The organism is Pseudomonas sp. Marseille-Q1929 (genome assembly GCF_017316265.1).
In the GTDB taxonomy this organism is placed as follows: domain Bacteria; phylum Pseudomonadota; class Gammaproteobacteria; order Pseudomonadales; family Pseudomonadaceae; genus Aquipseudomonas.
In genome coordinates, this window is sequence record NZ_JAFLWU010000014.1 from 45,815 (window position 1) to 62,077 (window position 16,263).

At 62.7% G+C, this 16,263-nt stretch carries 14 protein-coding genes; 7 read left to right on the plus strand and 7 right to left on the minus strand.

Annotation, left to right across the window (positions count from 1 at the left end; genetic code table 11):
- The first annotated feature begins 115 nt into the window (after nt 1-115).
- Complete coding sequence (locus J1G37_RS16445) at nt 116-1,015, plus strand: LysR family transcriptional regulator (RefSeq protein ID WP_207043386.1); 900 nt, start codon at nt 116-118, stop codon at nt 1,013-1,015.
- An 89-nt stretch (nt 1,016-1,104) separates the two neighbouring features.
- Nucleotides 1,105-1,884 (plus strand): DUF2242 domain-containing protein, encoded by a 780-nt coding sequence (locus tag J1G37_RS16450; protein ID WP_207043388.1) that lies wholly within the window; start codon nt 1,105-1,107, stop codon nt 1,882-1,884.
- Between the two features lies 1 nt (nt 1,885).
- Here J1G37_RS16450 and aceE read toward each other — a convergent pair whose 3' ends face one another.
- Nucleotides 1,886-4,546, minus strand: a complete 2,661-nt coding sequence (aceE, locus tag J1G37_RS16455; RefSeq protein ID WP_207043397.1) for a pyruvate dehydrogenase (acetyl-transferring), homodimeric type — start codon at nt 4,544-4,546, stop codon at nt 1,886-1,888.
- A gap of 145 nt (nt 4,547-4,691) precedes the next feature.
- Here aceE and J1G37_RS16460 point away from each other — a divergent pair, with 145 nt between their 5' ends.
- Nucleotides 4,692-5,144 (plus strand): MarR family transcriptional regulator, encoded by a 453-nt coding sequence (locus J1G37_RS16460; RefSeq protein ID WP_207043403.1) that lies wholly within the window; start codon nt 4,692-4,694, stop codon nt 5,142-5,144.
- Between the two features lie 18 nt (nt 5,145-5,162).
- On the opposite strand, the gene J1G37_RS16465 is transcribed toward J1G37_RS16460, so the two are convergent.
- The 3 genes from J1G37_RS16465 to J1G37_RS16475 all read right to left on the minus strand — a co-directional run bounded on the left by J1G37_RS16465 (nt 5,163) and on the right by J1G37_RS16475 (nt 8,646).
- Nucleotides 5,163-6,167: a pyruvate dehydrogenase gene (locus J1G37_RS16465; protein ID WP_207043404.1), complete on the minus strand. Its 1,005-nt coding sequence runs from the start codon at nt 6,165-6,167 to the stop codon at nt 5,163-5,165.
- Nucleotides 6,168-6,484: 317 nt separating this feature from the next.
- On the minus strand, nt 6,485-7,519 hold the full coding sequence (locus tag J1G37_RS16470) for an AraC family transcriptional regulator (protein WP_207043405.1): 1,035 nt from the start codon (nt 7,517-7,519) through the stop codon (nt 6,485-6,487).
- Nucleotides 7,516-8,646, minus strand: a complete 1,131-nt coding sequence (locus J1G37_RS16475) for a carbon-nitrogen hydrolase family protein (protein WP_207043406.1) — start codon at nt 8,644-8,646, stop codon at nt 7,516-7,518. The genes J1G37_RS16470 and J1G37_RS16475 overlap by 4 nt, the downstream gene beginning before the upstream one ends.
- 212 nt (nt 8,647-8,858) lie before the next feature.
- Between J1G37_RS16475 and J1G37_RS16480 the strand changes: the two genes are divergently transcribed.
- The gene (locus tag J1G37_RS16480) at nt 8,859-10,898 is read left to right on the plus strand and encodes an NADPH-dependent 2,4-dienoyl-CoA reductase (RefSeq protein ID WP_207043408.1); all 2,040 of its coding nucleotides are present in this window, start codon (nt 8,859-8,861) and stop codon (nt 10,896-10,898) included.
- 43 nt (nt 10,899-10,941) lie between these two features.
- Nucleotides 10,942-11,826: a pyridoxal-phosphate dependent enzyme gene (locus J1G37_RS16485; RefSeq protein WP_207043410.1), complete on the plus strand. Its 885-nt coding sequence runs from the start codon at nt 10,942-10,944 to the stop codon at nt 11,824-11,826.
- On the opposite strand, the gene J1G37_RS16490 is transcribed toward J1G37_RS16485, so the two are convergent.
- The 3 genes from J1G37_RS16490 to J1G37_RS16500 form a co-directional block, all read right to left on the minus strand.
- The gene (locus J1G37_RS16490; RefSeq protein WP_207043411.1) at nt 11,816-12,373 is read right to left on the minus strand and encodes a cytochrome b; all 558 of its coding nucleotides are present in this window, start codon (nt 12,371-12,373) and stop codon (nt 11,816-11,818) included. The genes J1G37_RS16485 and J1G37_RS16490 overlap by 11 nt on opposite strands.
- A gap of 114 nt (nt 12,374-12,487) precedes the next feature.
- The gene (phnX, locus tag J1G37_RS16495) at nt 12,488-13,315 is read right to left on the minus strand and encodes a phosphonoacetaldehyde hydrolase (RefSeq protein WP_207043414.1); all 828 of its coding nucleotides are present in this window, start codon (nt 13,313-13,315) and stop codon (nt 12,488-12,490) included.
- Entirely contained in the window at nt 13,312-14,433 is a 1,122-nt protein-coding gene (locus J1G37_RS16500; protein ID WP_207043416.1) for a 2-aminoethylphosphonate--pyruvate transaminase, read from the minus strand. The genes phnX and J1G37_RS16500 overlap by 4 nt, the downstream gene beginning before the upstream one ends.
- A gap of 111 nt (nt 14,434-14,544) precedes the next feature.
- Between J1G37_RS16500 and J1G37_RS16505 the strand changes: the two genes are divergently transcribed.
- A complete protein-coding gene (locus tag J1G37_RS16505; RefSeq protein WP_207043418.1) occupies nt 14,545-15,402 on the plus strand; it encodes a LysR substrate-binding domain-containing protein in 858 nt (285 codons plus the stop codon).
- Between the two features lie 99 nt (nt 15,403-15,501).
- The gene (locus J1G37_RS16510) at nt 15,502-16,209 is read left to right on the plus strand and encodes a YebC/PmpR family DNA-binding transcriptional regulator (protein ID WP_017736911.1); all 708 of its coding nucleotides are present in this window, start codon (nt 15,502-15,504) and stop codon (nt 16,207-16,209) included.
- Nucleotides 16,210-16,263 lie beyond the last annotated feature (54 nt).

Below are 16,263 nucleotides of genomic sequence, written 5' to 3' on the forward strand. Positions count from 1 at the left end.
ACGCTGTATCCCTGAAAAAAGCCAAGGCGCCAGAGTAGGGGGCTGTGGGCGGCGGAAAAACAGGCTAAGGTTCCGAACTTATCGGACAGGGGTGTCCGCAATGGAGGGGCGCATCATGGACAGTCTGGGCAGTCTTTCAGTATTCGTGCAGGTGGCGGAGGCCCGCAGCTTCACCGCTGCCGGGCGCGTGCTGGGTATTTCTTCCTCGGCGGTAGGCAAAAGCATTGCACGCATGGAAGAGCGTCTCGGCGTGCGCCTGTTCCACCGCAGCACGCGCAGCATCACCTTGACCGCCGAGGGCGCGCTGTTCCTTGAGCGCTCGCGGCGCATCCTGGCCGAGGTCGAGGCCGCCGAGCGCGAGCTGACCGAGGCCAGCGCCACACCTCGGGGCAAACTGCGCATCAGCGTGCCGCAAGTGCGCGGCCTGTTGATGCCGGTGCTCAGCGACTTTATGCGCGCCTACCCGGAGATCGAGTTGGATGTGGATTTTTCCGACCGCATGGTGGACGTGATCGAAGAAGGTTTCGACGCGGTGATTCGCACCGGCAAGCCGGAAGATTCGCGTTTGATGGCGCGACATTTGGGGCATTACCAGTTGGTGCTGGTCGGCACGCCGGCGTATTTCCAGCAACACGGTACCCCACAACGGCCCCGGGACTTGAGCGATCACGCGTGCCTGCGGCACAAATTCTGCGCCACCGGCAAACTCGAGGCCTGGCCGCTGCGCCTCGAACCCGGCGAGACAGAGCCGACCTTGCGTACGCCATTGGCCAGTACCACCATCGAATCCCTCAACCACGTGGTGCACGAAGGGCTGGGCATCGCCTGCCTGCCCGATTACATGGTCAGCCAGGCCGTGGGGGCAGGGCGCTTGCAACGGGTGCTGGACGACTACCTGGAGCACCGTGGCAGTTTCTGGATGCTGTGGCCCTCCAGTCGCCATGCCTCCGCCAAATTGCGCGTGTTTATTGATCATATGTGTGCAGGGCTTTTTCCTGCAGGCCCCGGCGAGTAGGCCTGTGACGTTTTACCGACAGGAATCCGCGCGCCAAGGCGTCGTTCTGTTGCACAATACCGCCCGGACCGTTTTTCTCAGGATTTTCAATGTTGACATCATTTCACTTGCGCAGCCTTGGGCTGGCGCTGGTGCTGGCGGGCGCCGCGGGCTGCTCGTCACCCAAGACCGCTATCTATGAACATGAGAATTTCGACGACTCCGGTACGTTTTCCCGTGATTACCCAGTGACGGACGTGGCCGCGTGCGAAGCCGCGCGGCGTGCGTTGCTGAGCCAGGGCTACATCATCACCAGCAGCGATCCGAAGCTGGTGGTGGGTAACAAGAGTTTCCAGCAGACCGGCGAGACCCATCTGCAGATTAGCTTCAACGTGGTGTGTGCCGATGATGGCAAGGGCACCAACCACTCGACGATGTTTGCCAACGCCTTGCAGGACCGCTACGCCCTGAAGAAGGTCAACAACTCCGCAAGCCTGGGGGTGGGTGTACTGGGTTCGGTGTCGATGCCGATCGGTTCTACCGATGACTCGATGGTGAAAGTCGCGAGCGAGACCGTCTCGGCGCCGAAGTTCTACGAGCGTTACTTTGCGCTGGTGGACGTGTTCCTGCCGCAAGAAGTGAAGAAGGCCGAGCATATTCCCGAGCAGCCGAAAGCTGACCTGGGTGTGCCGGAGCCGAAGGCCGCGGCGGTTGCCGAGAAGGTCGAGGCGCCGAAAGAAGAACCTGCCGTTTCAGAGCCGCTTGCGCCGCCTGTCGAGCCTGCGCCGATTGCGCCGCAGCAAGAGCCTGCCGCTGCACCGGCGACCAGCAATCCGACACTACCGGCACCGACAGAAGCGATTCCGCCCCTGCCGACACCGGCGCAGTAAATCAGACCGTTACGGGGTTGGCCTTGTCGACGTTGATCCCGTAGCGCCTGATCGCCTCACTGACGTTATCGCGACCGATCACGCCGTCATCCGCCAGCGCCTTGAGCGCCGCCAGTGCGATGAAGTGGCGGTCCACCTCGAAAAACGCACGCAAGGTTTCCCGCGTATCCGATTGCCCAAAGCCATCGGTGCCCAACGCAACAAAGCGACGGCTGGGGACGAACGGGCGAATCTGATCGGCAAACAATTTCATGTAGTCGGTCGCCACCACCACCGGCCCGGTTTGACCGGCCAGGCACTGTTCGACATAGCTCACCCGGGGCGCGCTTTGCGGGTGTAACAGGTTCCAGCGTTCCACCTCATGCCCGTCGCGGCGCAGTTCGGTGAGGCTGGGTGCGCTCCACACAGTGCTGTGCACGGAGAAGTCCTTCTCGAGTAACTCAGCCGCTGCAATCACTTCCCGCAGGATCGAGCCGCTGCCCATCAGTTGTACCTGCGCTTGCGCGTGTTGGGTGAGCGGGTAAATGCCCTTGAGAATGCCTTCCTCCACACCGTCCGGCATCGCCGGGTGCGGGTAGTTTTCATTGAGTAGGGTGATGTAGTAGTAAACGTCCTCCTGCTCGACATACATGCGCCGCATACCCTCGCGAATAATTACCGCGAGCTCGTAGGCAAAGGTTGGGTCGTAGGACACGCAGCACGGAATCACCGACGACAGGATATGGCTATGGCCATCGTCATGCTGCAAGCCTTCGCCCATCAGCGTAGTGCGCCCGGCCGTGGCCCCCAGCAGGAAACCCCGCGCCCGCGCATCGCCGGCTGCCCAGGCCAGGTCGCCGACCCGCTGGAAGCCGAACATCGAATAGAAGATATAGAACGGAACCGTCATCAAACCGTGGTTGCTGTAGGACGTACTGGCGGCAATCCACGAGGAAATGGCACCGGATTCGTTCAGGCCTTCCTGCATGATCTGTCCGTCCTTGCTCTCCTTGTAGTAGCTCAGTTGCCCTGCGTCCTGTGGGGTATAGAGCTGGCCTACGGCGGAATGGATGCCGATCTGACGAAACAGGCTTTCCATGCCGAAGGTACGTGACTCATCCGGCACGATGGGCACGATCAGTTTGCCCAGGTGCGGGTCCTTGAGCAGGGTGCCGAGGATACGCACGAAGGCCATGGTGGTGGAGATACCGCGCGCGCCCGTGTCCTTGAGTTGGGTGGCGAAGGTGGCCAGTTCGGGAATCTGCAAGGGGGCGACGGCGCTGTGACGCGCCGGCACGTAGCCGCCCAGAGCCTGGCGGCGCGCCGCAAAGTAACGGGCTTCTTCGCTGTCGGCGGCGGGCTTGAGGTAGGGAATATCGGCGAGTTGCTCGTCAGCGACTTCCAGGCCAAAGCGATCGCGGAAGGCTCGTACCGCATCAGCGCCCATCTTCTTCAACTGATGATTGATGTTCTGGCCTTCACCCGCCTCACCCATGCCAAAGCCCTTGACGGTTTTCGCCAGGATTACCGTGGGTTGGCCGGTGCGACGCAGGGCGGCGGCGTAGGCGTTGTAGACCTTGTCCGGGTCATGCCCGCCTCGTGAGAGTTTCCAGATGTCGTCGTCGGACATGTCTGCAACCAGTGCCAGCAGCTCCGGGTATTTGCCGAAGAAATGTTCGCGCACATAGGCGCCGTTCTGGGACTTGTAGTTTTGATAGTCGCCGTCCACGCATTCCATCATGCGTTGGCGCAGCAGCCCGCTCTGGTCTTGCTCCAGCAGGGCATCCCAACCGCCACCCCAGATGACTTTGATCACGTTCCAGACGGCGGCGCGGTACAGGCTTTCGAATTCCTGGATCACTTTGGCGTTGCCGCGTACCGGGCCGTCCAGGCGTTGCAGGTTGCAGTTGACGACGAAGATCAGGTTGTCGAGCTTCTCCCGCCCGGCCATGGAAATGGCCGCCAGGGATTCCGGCTGGTCCATCTCGCCATCGCCCAGGAACGCCCAGACTTTGCGGCCCTGGTGCTGCTTGAGGCCGCGCAACTCCAGGTAACGCATGAAGCGCGCCTGGTACGCTGCGGTGATCGGCCCGAGGCCCATGGACACCGTAGGAAATTGCCAGAAATCCGGCATCAGTCGTGGATGTGGATAGGAAGAAATACCCTCGCCACCGGCCTCGCGACGGAAGTTGTCCAGTTGCGCCTCGCTGATGCGGCCTTCGAGATAGGCACGGCCATAGATGCCTGGTGAGGAGTGGCCCTGGATGTACACCAGGTCGCCGTCAAAAGTGTCGGTTCGGCCACGGAAGAAGTGGTCGAAACCTACGTCATACAGCACGGCGGCTGACGCATAGGTAGCGATATGCCCACCGACACCGGAATGTTTGCCCGCCCGCAACACCATGGCCATGGCGTTCCAGCGGATGTAGGCATTGGTGCGACGCTCGATGGCCAGGTTACCGGGGTAGGGCAGTTGGCGGTCCACCGCAATGGTGTTGACGTAGGGGGTGGTGACTCGCCCGTAGAAATCACCATGGCGCGCAACGTCGAAGTCCAGCAACTGATCGATCAGGTAATGGGCGCGCGTGCGGCCTTCGGTGGACAACACCGATTCGATGGACTCCAGCCACTCGCGGGTTTCCTGTGGGTCGTCGTCGTGTCTGACTGCGTTGTTCGGGGACATGTGAGGCTCCAAGGTAGGCGGATTTCAGGTGGCGGGCCCCTTGTGGGAGTGTCGCCAATGTAGTTGCAATTGCAACTACATGGCCGAATCTAGCGCGGGATGAGCTACTATTGCAACCTTCTTGAAATTCCCCGGATGGTGTTGCATGTCGTCGAAAGAGCCGGATGTATGGTTCCGTTTTGTCAGGGCCCACAGGACCGTCATCCGTGAAATCGAACGGCGCCTGGCCGTTGCCGGATTGCCGGCCTATGCTTGGTACGACGCCTTGTGGGGCCTGGAAAGCGGCCCCGAGGGCACCCGCCGCATGCACGAACTGGCGGATGTGCTGGCCATCGAGCGCTACAACCTCACGCGGCTGGTGGACCGCCTGGAAAAAGACGGGTTGGTGGTCCGTTCGCGCTCTGACGGCGATGGCCGTGGGTCATTCGCCACCATCACGGAGGCGGGCAAGGTGTTGCGCAAGAAAATGTGGAAGATCTACGAAAGCACGGTGGATGAGTTGTTCCTGTCGCAAATTGAACCGGAGCAGCGCGAGCTGTTTGCCGATACCCTGGAGCGCACAGCCACGTTGGCAGTTCGCAGCCGCAGCAAGATCTGAAGAACCTTGAAGTCCACTTCATGCCAGTGGATACCGGGCCATCGCCGTTTTTACCTGCTGTGAATCGATACGCCCCTCATCGGCCAACGCCCTGAGCGCCGCCACCACAATCCAATAGCGGCTCGGCGCCGAAGCCTGCACCGTTCCCGCCCCCAGCGGTATAAACCGGGCATCCACATACCCCGCCAACTGATCAACGATCGGCTGCGGGTAACCGGTGACCGCGATCACCGGCACTTCACTCCCCGGCAGGCAACTGCGCAAGTGGCAACTGCGCCGGGGCACTGTGGGATGCAGGCGGTTCCAGCGTTCAGCGGCCGCTGCTTCACGGGCCAGTCGCGTGTAGCTGGGGCAACTCCACAGTTGTGCGCGGATATTCCAATCTTGCTTGAGCAAGCGCGCGGCGTGGACGACCTCTTCAAGCGCCCGGCCGGCGCCGAGCAAGCGCACATCCCCGGTATGGCCGCGCTGTAGCGGATACATGCCCTTGAGGGCGTCCTCACGGTCTTGCTCGCTCAAGGTCCGTGCACCGTCTCGATCATGCAACGCCAGGTAATAGAACCCAGGTTTGCCGTCGACATACAGTGCGTACAGCCCCGCCAGCACAATCGCCCGAGTTTCGGCGCCCGAAGCCGGGTCGTATGGCAGGCAGTGCGGGTTGGTGGCGAGCCACAACGGCAGGGACGGCTGCGCGCCCTTGGGCCAGGCGGAAGGATGGTTCTCGATGTCATTGCACAGAATGCCACGCTGGGCCGTCTCCCCGGACAGCGCACACAATTGCGCCGACGACGCGGCGCTGTGCAGGTACAGCAGCGGTTTTTCCGCGGTATTGCGCGCGAACCAGCTGGGCCAGCTGCCTACCCGCCGCGAGCGGGACTGAGCGCGAATCACCCAGGCCTGCCTGCTTGATTCCAGGGTGTTGGCCATGGTCATCACCGTGTAGAGCGGCGAATTGTGCGAATGCGCGGCGCTATTCAGCGCAGCGATGCAAAGTTGTGCGGCGTGGGCAGTAGAGGCGGGCATGGGTGGGTTCCCTGAAGACGGATGCCCGTACCCTAATGGAGTTTTGTATTTGATTGCAATTGCAACTAAAAATCCAAGTGCTAAATCGATGTAACGCTGCTACGTTTAATCTTGGAGTGCAGGAACGTCATGACGCTGACTTTTTTTCGTCACAACGGCACTTTAGGCTGGTGATGCAGGTCATTTACCTGCAACCGCTTTTAATTAAACAAGGAGCCCACTATGGACGACTACCAGGAAGAACTGCTTGAGTTCAGCGCGATCGAGTTGGACCCGCTGGAACCCGCAGACGATGCTACCGAGCTGTAACCCCGACTTCAGGCGGAATGCCGCTGACTGCGGCGAAATTCCCCTGGGGTCTGGTTGTTCCATCGCCTGAACGCCCGTTGAAACGCCTGGGCCGAGGCAAAACCGAGCAAGTAGGCGATTTCGCCAAACGCCAACTCCGTGTCGCGAATGTAGGTCATGGCCAGGTCGCGGCGGGTGTCGTTGAGAATCGCGCGGAACTGAGTGCCTTCTTCGGCCAGTTTGCGGCGCAGCGTCCAGGTCGGCAGCTTCAAGCGTGCCGCCACTTCTTCCAGGTCGGGTTCCCGGCCGCCATTGAGCATCGGCCCGAGCAACCGGGTAATGCGCTCGCGCAGGCTGCGGGTGCGGGTCAACTGCTCCAATTCCCGTTCACACAGTTGCAACAACAAGTGCCAGGTACTGGGGCAATGCTGTGGATTGCGCAGGGCCAGGGTCTGTTGATTCAGGCGCAGTTGGTTGGATTCGGCGCCAAACTGGATCGGACCCTCGCCCAGCACGCTGTAGGCGTCGGCGTAGTCCGGCGCGGCAAACTCGATTTCGATACGTTGCGCCTGCACGGGCTGTTGGGCCAGGCCCGACAATTGGTGCAGCCAGCCGGCGATGATCGAATCCACCACAAAGCGGTTGTAGGCGTTGTAGGGGCTGATGGAATAGAACCGCAGCCAGGCGCCCTCGGCATCCTCATGAAAGCTCGACTGCCCACGATAATTGGACCCGTACAGCGCTTCGAAGCGCGTGAGCGTGCGCGCCGCTTCCCGCACGTTGGGCGCCTGGGCGGCGGTGACCCCGGCGAGCCCGGCCTGGCTCAAGCGGCTGAGCTGGCCCATGCGCAGGCCCAGGCCCGGCTCACCCGTGAGCTGGATGGCCGCATGGCCCAGGCGCATGTAACGCGGGATGGATAAGCGTGCACCCGCTTCGGCGAGGCGCGCCGGGTCCAGGCCGTATTGCAGCAGCAGCGGTTGTGGGTCCAGGCCGTGGCTTTGAATGGCATCGGCCAAGGTGTGCACAAAGCCCACCGACAGATCCCCCAGGCGTACCGGCTTCACAGCCAGACATTCAACAAACGTGCGCCACGGGCTTCACCGTCGGCGCTGATCTGCCCGTTGTTGCTGAGAAAACTGTGGCCGGCGGTACCCAGGTCCCAGAACTGCCCGCGCAGGAACACGCTCATGCCGGCGGTCGCCTGGCTGATGGGCTGCTGACTGATCAACGTGAGACGGCGCCAGGCCTCGCCTTCACTGAGCTCTTCGGGCTTGAGGCTGATCTCCGGCGGGGTGGACACGCTTTTAAAGCCGCGCCACGGCCGGTCCCAGGTATCGCGACCGAGCACAAAGGCCGGCACCGCGATCAGTTGCGCGCCTTGTTCGTTGAGTTTGCGGTAGTTGTCTGGGTACCAGCTGTCACTGCCCACCAGCACGCCGAGGCGCCCGGCCGGGGTATCGACCACGCTGACGACATTCTCATCGCCGGGCGTGATAAAGCCGCGTTCATCGTAGATCGGATAGAGCTGGCGCTGCGGCTGGCCCACCGGCAAACCCTCGGCGTTGAACACCAGGCTGGCGTTGTACAGCGCGCCATGACCGACGTGTAATTGCCCCTGGCTGACGCTGGGGTTGGGCAGGGCGATGGAGCCGGCCACCAAGGTGACGCCAAATTCTTTGGCCAAACCACCAAACAGCAGCTGATAGTCCCGAGCCATGCCAGACGCTTTCATACGCAGGTAGGCGTCGTCCATGCGGTTGTCACCCGTGGCGCTGAGCCACGCACGGGCAAACAGCAGCGGGTTGCTGGCCGACAGCCAGTTCATCGCGTCCTTGGCGTGCAGGGCCTGGTACACCTCGTTTTTTTCGCCGGTGAGCATCAGCCAGGTGCCGATATGTTCCGGCAGCACGACGATGGTTTTCTCATTGATGAGCCCCTGTTCCCGCGCCTTTTGCAGGTACGCCGCGAGTTTCAGGTGCAGGCGTTCCAGGCTTTGATAGTCGGCGGGGAACAGCTCCGGCTGGATGCCCAGCACGTTGCCACGTTCGGCAGGTTCGCCTTCGTTGACGGCCAAGGTGATGCGCAGGTCTGACAGGTAATGCGCCACAGGGCGCTCCTGGGTCCAGACCAGATACGCGGCGACGGCGGCAACCAAGGCCAGGGTGACGGTGAACGCTAGAAGTTTACGCATGGGGCAACAGACAACAGACCGTGTGCAGGGTTCGCCGACTAGGTTAGGGCCCATGGCACGGCTTGCCAAGGGGCGCTGCGCATTTGGATCAATAACTTGTCAGTTTCGGTCATTGAGCCGTAGTCCAGCGAATCATAGGCTGTGGGACATAAACCGATGGCACACCGTTCGAGTGCGCCACGTCCCGTGATGATCCGTTGTGGAGCTGTACCATGACCGCTGCTGCCTACCCGCACCTGCTGGCCCCGTTGGACCTGGGTTTTACCACCTTGCGCAACCGCACCCTGATGGGCTCGATGCACACCGGCCTGGAAGAAAAGCCCGGCGGTTTCGAACGCATGGCGGCCTACTTTGCCGAGCGCGCCCGTGGCGGCGTGGGCCTGATGGTCACCGGGGGCATTGGCCCGAACGATGAAGGCGGGGTGTATGCCGGTGCGGCCAAGCTGACCACCGACGACGAAGCGCAAAAACACAAGATCGTGACCCAGGCCGTGCACGACGCGGGCGGCAAGATCTGCATGCAGATCCTCCACGCCGGCCGGTATGCCTACAGCCCCAAGCAAGTGGCGCCGAGTGCGATCCAGGCACCGATCAACCCGTTCAAGCCCAAGGAACTGGACGAAGAGGGCATCGAGAAGCAGATCCAGGATTTCGTCACCTGCTCGCTGCTGGCCCAGGTCGCCGAGTACGACGGCGTGGAAATCATGGGTTCCGAAGGCTACTTCATTAACCAGTTCCTCGCCGCCCACACCAACCACCGTACCGACCGCTGGGGCGGCAGCTACGAGAACCGCATGCGCCTGGCCGTGGAAATCGTGCGCCGCGTGCGTGAGGCCGTCGGCCCGAATTTCATCATCATTTTCCGCCTGTCGATGCTCGACCTGGTGGAAGGTGGCAGTACCTGGGAAGAAATCGTGCAACTGGCCAAGGCCATCGAGCAGGCCGGTGCGACGATTATCAACACCGGTATCGGCTGGCACGAAGCACGTATCCCGACCATCGCCACCAAGGTGCCGCGTGGCGCGTTCAGCAAAGTCACGGCCAAGTTGCGCGGTGCGGTGCAGATCCCGCTGATCACCACCAACCGCATCAACACCCCGGAAATCGCCGAGCAAATCCTCGCCGAAGGCGATGCCGATATGGTCTCCATGGCGCGGCCGTTCCTCGCCGACCCGGAGTTCGTCAACAAGGCCGCAGCCGGGCGCGCCGATGAGATCAACACCTGCATCGGCTGCAACCAGGCCTGCCTGGACCACACCTTTGGCGGCAAGCTGACTACCTGCCTGGTCAACCCACGGGCGTGCTACGAGACCGAGCTGAACTACCTGCCGGTCAAGCAGATCAAGAAAATCGCCGTGGTCGGTGCCGGCCCCGCCGGTTTGGCCGCTGCGACGGTAGCCGCCGAGCGCGGCCATCAAGTGACCCTGTTCGATTCCGCCAGCGAGATCGGCGGCCAGTTCAATATCGCCAAGCGCGTGCCGGGCAAGGAAGAGTTTTTCGAAACCCTGCGCTACTTCAAGCGCAAATTGCAGACCACCCATGTCGAGCTGTGCCTCAACACCCGCGTGGATGTCGAGCAACTCAAGGCGGGCGGCTATGACGAGATCATCCTCGCCACCGGCATTGCGCCACGCACCCCGGCGATCCCGGGCGTTGAAAACGCCAAGGTGCTGAGCTACCTGGACGTGATCCTGGAGCGCAAGCCGGTGGGCAAGCGCGTGGCGGTGATCGGTGCCGGTGGTATCGGCTTTGATGTGTCGGAGTTCCTCGTCCATCAAGGCGTGTCCACCAGCCTCGACCGTGACGCGTTCTGGAAGGAGTGGGGCATCGACACCCAGCTGCAAGCCCGTGGCGGTGTGGCCGGGATCAAGCCGCAGGTGCATGCGCCGGCGCGTGAGGTGTTCCTGCTGCAACGCAAGGCCTCCAAGGTTGGTGACGGCCTGGGCAAGACCACCGGCTGGATTCATCGCACCGGCCTGAAGAATAAACAGGTGCAGATGCTCAACAGTGTCGAGTACCTGAAAATCGACGACGAAGGTCTGCATATCCGCATCGGCGCCGAGGGTGAGCCCCAGGTGCTGGCGGTAGACAACATCGTCATCTGCGCCGGGCAGGATCCGCTGCGCGAGTTGCAGGACGGCTTGGTCGCCGCTGGCCAGAACGTGCACCTGATTGGCGGCGCCGACGTGGCGGCCGAGCTGGACGCCAAGCGCGCCATCAACCAGGGCTCGCGACTGGCCGCCGAGCTGTAAGGCGACATAGACTACGGGCCCTTTGCGCACAGAGATGCACCCGATGGGCCCGTACGACTGGCTTCCCCACGCCCCCCTCGAACCCTTGCACCTGGACTGGCTGCAAGGCGTCGAGTTGGCTGTGCTGCGCCTGGACCGCATCGATCCGCTGATCAGCGGCAACAAGTGGTTCAAGCTCAGCGGGCACCTGGCGCAAGCACAAGACGCCAAGGGCATCATCAGTCTCGGCGGCGCCTGGTCCAACCATCTACACGCGCTGGCGGCGGCGGGGAAACGCTTTGGTTTCGCCACCATCGGCCTGTTGCGTGGACATCCCCAAGACACCCCCACCGTTCTCGACCTGAAAGCGCTCGGCATGCAGCTGCATTGGCTGGGTTATGGCGGCTATCGCGCGCGCCATGAGCCGGGTTTCTGGTTGCCGTGGCTTGAGCAATATCCCGATCTGCACCCCGTGCCCGAAGGCGGCGGCGGGCTCGCGGGTGCGCAGGGTTGCGCGGTGCTGGTCACGCAGGCGCGTGCGCAGTTGCCCGTGCTGGGCTGGGCCGATTACGACGGCTGGTGGTTGGCGGCGGGCACCGGCACCACCTTGGCCGGGCTGGTGCTGGCTGAGGCGGGCGCCCACACGGTGTACGGCGCCATGGCGGTGCCGGACGACCACGGTGTGGCGCAGAACGTTGGGGCGCTCGTGCAGGGCGGTTATGAGCTGTTGGACGCCAGCCGGGGCGGTTTCGCCAAAGTCGATCCAGAGCTGTTGGCGTTTATCGAGCACACCGAAAAAACCTGCGGCCTGCCGCTGGAACCGCTCTACACCGGCAAAGCGCTGTTGGCCTTGAAACAACAGATCGAGGCCGGGCGTTTCGCCCCCGGCACTCGCCTGATCTTCATCCACACCGGCGGCCTGCAAGGCCGCCGCGGCTTCAAGGGTTAGCGCGCTTGCCTGGCATCATGCGCAACGCGGTGTTGTCGCGCAGGATGTAGTGGTGGCCAATCCCCGCCAACGCATGCAGCCCGATCAACCAATACCCGGCCTTGCCAAACCACACGTGCCAGCCTTCAATCTCCTTGGCCAGCGCCTTGTTCTCGGCGATCAGCGGCGGCAATTCCATGCCATAGAACATCACCGAGTGACCCTCGGCACTGACGATCAGCCAGCCGGCAATCGGCATGCCGATCATCAACGCATACAACGCGAAGTGCATCAGCGTTGCCAACAGGCTTTGCCATTGTGGCGGCGCCGGGACGATCTTCGGCGCCACGCCCAGGCTGCGGGCAAACAGGCGTAGCCACACCAGCACAAACACCGTGAGGCCGAGCATGAAGTGCATCTCGACAATCAACGTGCGTGCGCCGCTGCCTTTGGGAAACTGGCCGCGCAATTCAATGCAGGCGTAGACCACCGCCAGCAGCACCACCATCAACCAATGCAGCGCAATCGACATGGTGCTGTAACGCGTATCGGAATTTTTCCACGGCATTGCTGGTTTCCTCACTCATCAGGGCAAACCTCCATTCTTTGGTGATGGAGTCCTTTAACTGTATGCCGCTTTTGAGCGCTCTGCCTGGCACATATGCCCTTGTCTTGACCTCCGTCAGTCGCTTTGTGGCATTTCCCCACGCGCCAACCGCGCGTTGATATCCGCGATCACCCCCGGCAGGTCGTTGATCGTGTCGATCAGGTAGTGCGGGCGCGAGCCTTTGAACATTTTTTCGATGCGCGCGCGCTCGCTGGCCAGGGTGGCGCCATCCAGGCCACGGAATTGTGCGTAGCTCAGGCCCAGCGCGTTACCAGAGCAGGTCAGCGCCACGGTCCACATGCCGGCACGGCGGCCTTCGAGGATGCCCGGCACGGTGTCGTCGACCTTCACGCACGCCGCCACATCGTCAATGCCCAGGGCGATCACGTTGGCCAGGGCCTGGGCGGGCCAGGGGCGGCCGTTGGGCACTTCGTCAGTGGCGACCACGTGGTCGGCGACGTAGCCATTGGTTGCGGCCAGGGCGACGACCTTGTCCATCACTTGCTTGGGGTAGCCGGAGCAGGAGCCGATCTTCAGGCCCAGGCCACGCAGGGCGGCGATGGTGTCGAGGGCGCCGGGGATCAGCGCCGAGTGTTCGGCGATTTTCTCGATCTGCAACGGCATGAAGCGCAGGTAGAGCGCGGTCACGTCGTCGTCCGTCGGCGTACGGCCAAACACCTGGCGATAGCGTTCGGCGACCTGCGGCTGGTTGCACAGGGTGCGGATATGGTCCCACTTGCCCATGCCCATCGGGCCACGGGCTTCGTCGATGGACACTTGCACGTCGAACTCGGCAAACGCCTCGACAAAAATCTGCGTGGGCGCGAACGAGCCGAAATCGACCACGGTACCGGCCCAGTCGAGGATCACGGCTTGCAGGGTGTTGGGGTTTTGATAGTTCATGCTGGCGATCCGATAGAAGAAAGAGTAATGCCCATGGCGTGCAGCGCCTCGCCGATGGCGGCGACGGCGGCGTGCATCTCGGCGGCGTCAACGTGGCCGATGCAGCCGACGCGGAAGGTGTCCACCTGGGTCAACTTGCCCGGGTAGAGGATGAAACCCTTGGCCTTGACCCGCTCGTAGAAGTCCTTGAACTGGTAGCGCGGGTCTTGCGGCGCGTGGAAGGTGACGATGATCGGGGCCTGGATCGCGGCCGGCAGGAAACTGCGCAGGCCCAGTTCGGCCATGCCCTCCAGCAGCGTCTGGCAGTTGCGTGCATAGCGTTGCTGGCGTGCGGGCAGGCCGCCTTCTTCTGCATATTGCAGCAGCGCTTCGTGCAGGGCGGCGACCACATGGGTCGGCGGGGTGAAGCGCCATTGGCCGGTCTTGGCCAGGTAGGCGTGCTGCTCGAACAGGTCCATCGCCAGGGAGTGGCAGTTGCCTTGGGCGGCGGCCAATGCCTGTTTGTCGGCGAAGACAAACCCCATGCCAGGCACGCCTTCCAGGCATTTGCCGGACGCGGCGACCAGCGCGTCGAAAGGCACTGCGCGGGCATCGATGGGCAGGGCGCCGAAGGAGCTCATGGCATCGATGATCAGGCGCTTGCCGTGGTGTTTCACCACCTGAGCGATCTCGGCCAGGGGGTTGAGGATGCCGGTGCTGGTTTCGCAGTGGATCAACGCGACGTGGCTGATCGCCGGGTCGGCGTGCAGCAGGCGGTCCACATCGGCGGCGGTGGTGGGGTGGTCTTCGGCGGTTTCAAAGGTGCTGAAGTCGCGGCCGAGCACTTCGCAAATTTTCGCCAGGCGCTGGCCGTAGGCGCCGTTGATCAGCACCAGCACCTTGCCATGGCGTGGCACCAGGGTGCCGATGGCGGCTTCGACGGCGAAGGTGCCGCTGCCTTGCAAGGGCACGCAGTGGTGGCTGGCGGCGCCGTCGATGATCGCCAGCAGTTGCTCGCAGACGCTGGCGGTCAGTTGGTTGAAGCGTTCATCCCACGAGCCCCAATCCATCATCATTGCCTGGCGGGTGCGGGCGGACGTGGTCAGGGGGCCTGGGGTGAGCAGGATAGGCGCGGTCATTGCAGGTCCTCGTCAAGCGTTCGGTTCAAGCTACGGCGCCTAAATTGCAGTTTGGCTTGTCATCAATCAAATTGTTTGTTGTTATGCGAGCTATCAGTGAGGCCGATAGCTATGAACCTATTCCAACTGCGTGCATTCGATGCCGTGGCCCGTGAGGGCAGTTTCACCCGGGCGGCGGCGCGGCTGTTTATCAGCCAGCCGGCGGTGACCGGGCATATCAAGGCGCTGGAGGAGCACTACCAGATCCCCTTGCTACGGCGTACCGCGCGACGAGTGGAGGTGACCGAGGAAGGCGCACGGCTGGCGGCCATCACCCGGGCCATCTTCGGCTTGGTGGACGAGGCGCAGACAATGCTGGAAGCCAATCGCCAATTACTCACCGGGCGCCTGGAAGTGGCGGCCGACGGCCCGCACCTGGTGATGCCGATGATCGCCAGCCTGCGCGCGCGTTACCCCGGCATCACCGTCAACCTGCGCCTGGGCAATGCCCAGGAAACCCTGGCGGCGTTGCTGTCGGAGCATGCGGATGTGGCGGTTCTTACCGGGGTGGAGCCGCGCAATGGCCTGCATCTGCAGGCGCTGGGCGAGTCACGCATCTGCGCGCTGGTACCCGTCAACCATGCCTGGGCCACGCAGGCGGCGGGCATTCGCCTGGAGCAATTGCATGAGCAGATCATGGTGCTGCGCGAGCCCAGCTCCATCACTCGGCGCACCTTTGATGATGCCTGCCAGGCGGCGGCGGTGGCGCCCAAGGTGTTGCTGGAACTGGACAGCCGCGAGGCGGTGACCGAAGCCGTCGCCGCTGAATTGGGGGTGGGCGTGGTGTCATCCATGGAGGTCAGCCCGGACCCGCGCGTCAAGGCGATTGCCTTGCAAGGCGCCGGGTTGGTCAACCGGCATATGCTCGGCTGCCTGGAACGGCGTCGCTCGTTGCGCCTGATCCAGGCGTTTTTCGAGTTGGCGCCCTGACGGTTTTTTGGTGGAACGTTGCGTTTTTGCCCTATAAACTCTGCCCCCAAAGCGCCGGCCAGTAGACGTCTCGGCGCCATGGATATTAGAGAGTGAGTCATGGGCGCACAGTGGAAAGTCAAACATAAAGAAGCGGCATCCAATGCCAAGGGCAAGATCTTCGGCAAGCTGGTGAAAGAAATCACCATCGCCGCCCGCAACGGTGCCGACACCGCCACCAACGCCCACCTGCGACTGGTGGTGGAACAGGCCAAAAAGGCCTCGATGCCCAAGGAAACCCTGGACCGCGCCATCAAGAAAGGCGCAGGCCTGCTGGGTGAAACCGTGCAGTACCACCGCGTGACCTACGAAGGTTTCGCGCCGCACCAGGTGCCGTTGATCGTCGAGTGCGTCACCGACAACATCAACCGCACCGTGGCGGAAATCCGCGTGGCGTTCCGCAAGGGCCAACTGGGCGCTTCCGGCTCCGTGGCCTGGGACTTCAACCACGTCGGCCTGATCGAAGCCTCGCCAGATACCCCGGACGCTGATCCCGAGATGGCCGCCATCGAAGCCGGCGCCCAGGATTTCGAAGACGGCGAAGAAGCAGGCACCACCTTGTTCATCACCGAGACCACCGACCTGGATGCCGTGCAGAAAGCGCTGCCGGAGCAGGGTTTCACCGTGCTGTCGGCCAAGCTGGGCTACATCGCGAAGAACCCGGTGAGCGGTTTGACCGATGAGCAGATGGCTGAAGTCGAGGCGTTCCTGGAAGGCCTGGACAACCACGACGACGTGCAGGATATGTTCGTCGGCCTGGCTGGCTGATTTCTAACTGAATCAACACAGTCCAACATGTGGGAGCTGGCTTGCCTGCGATAG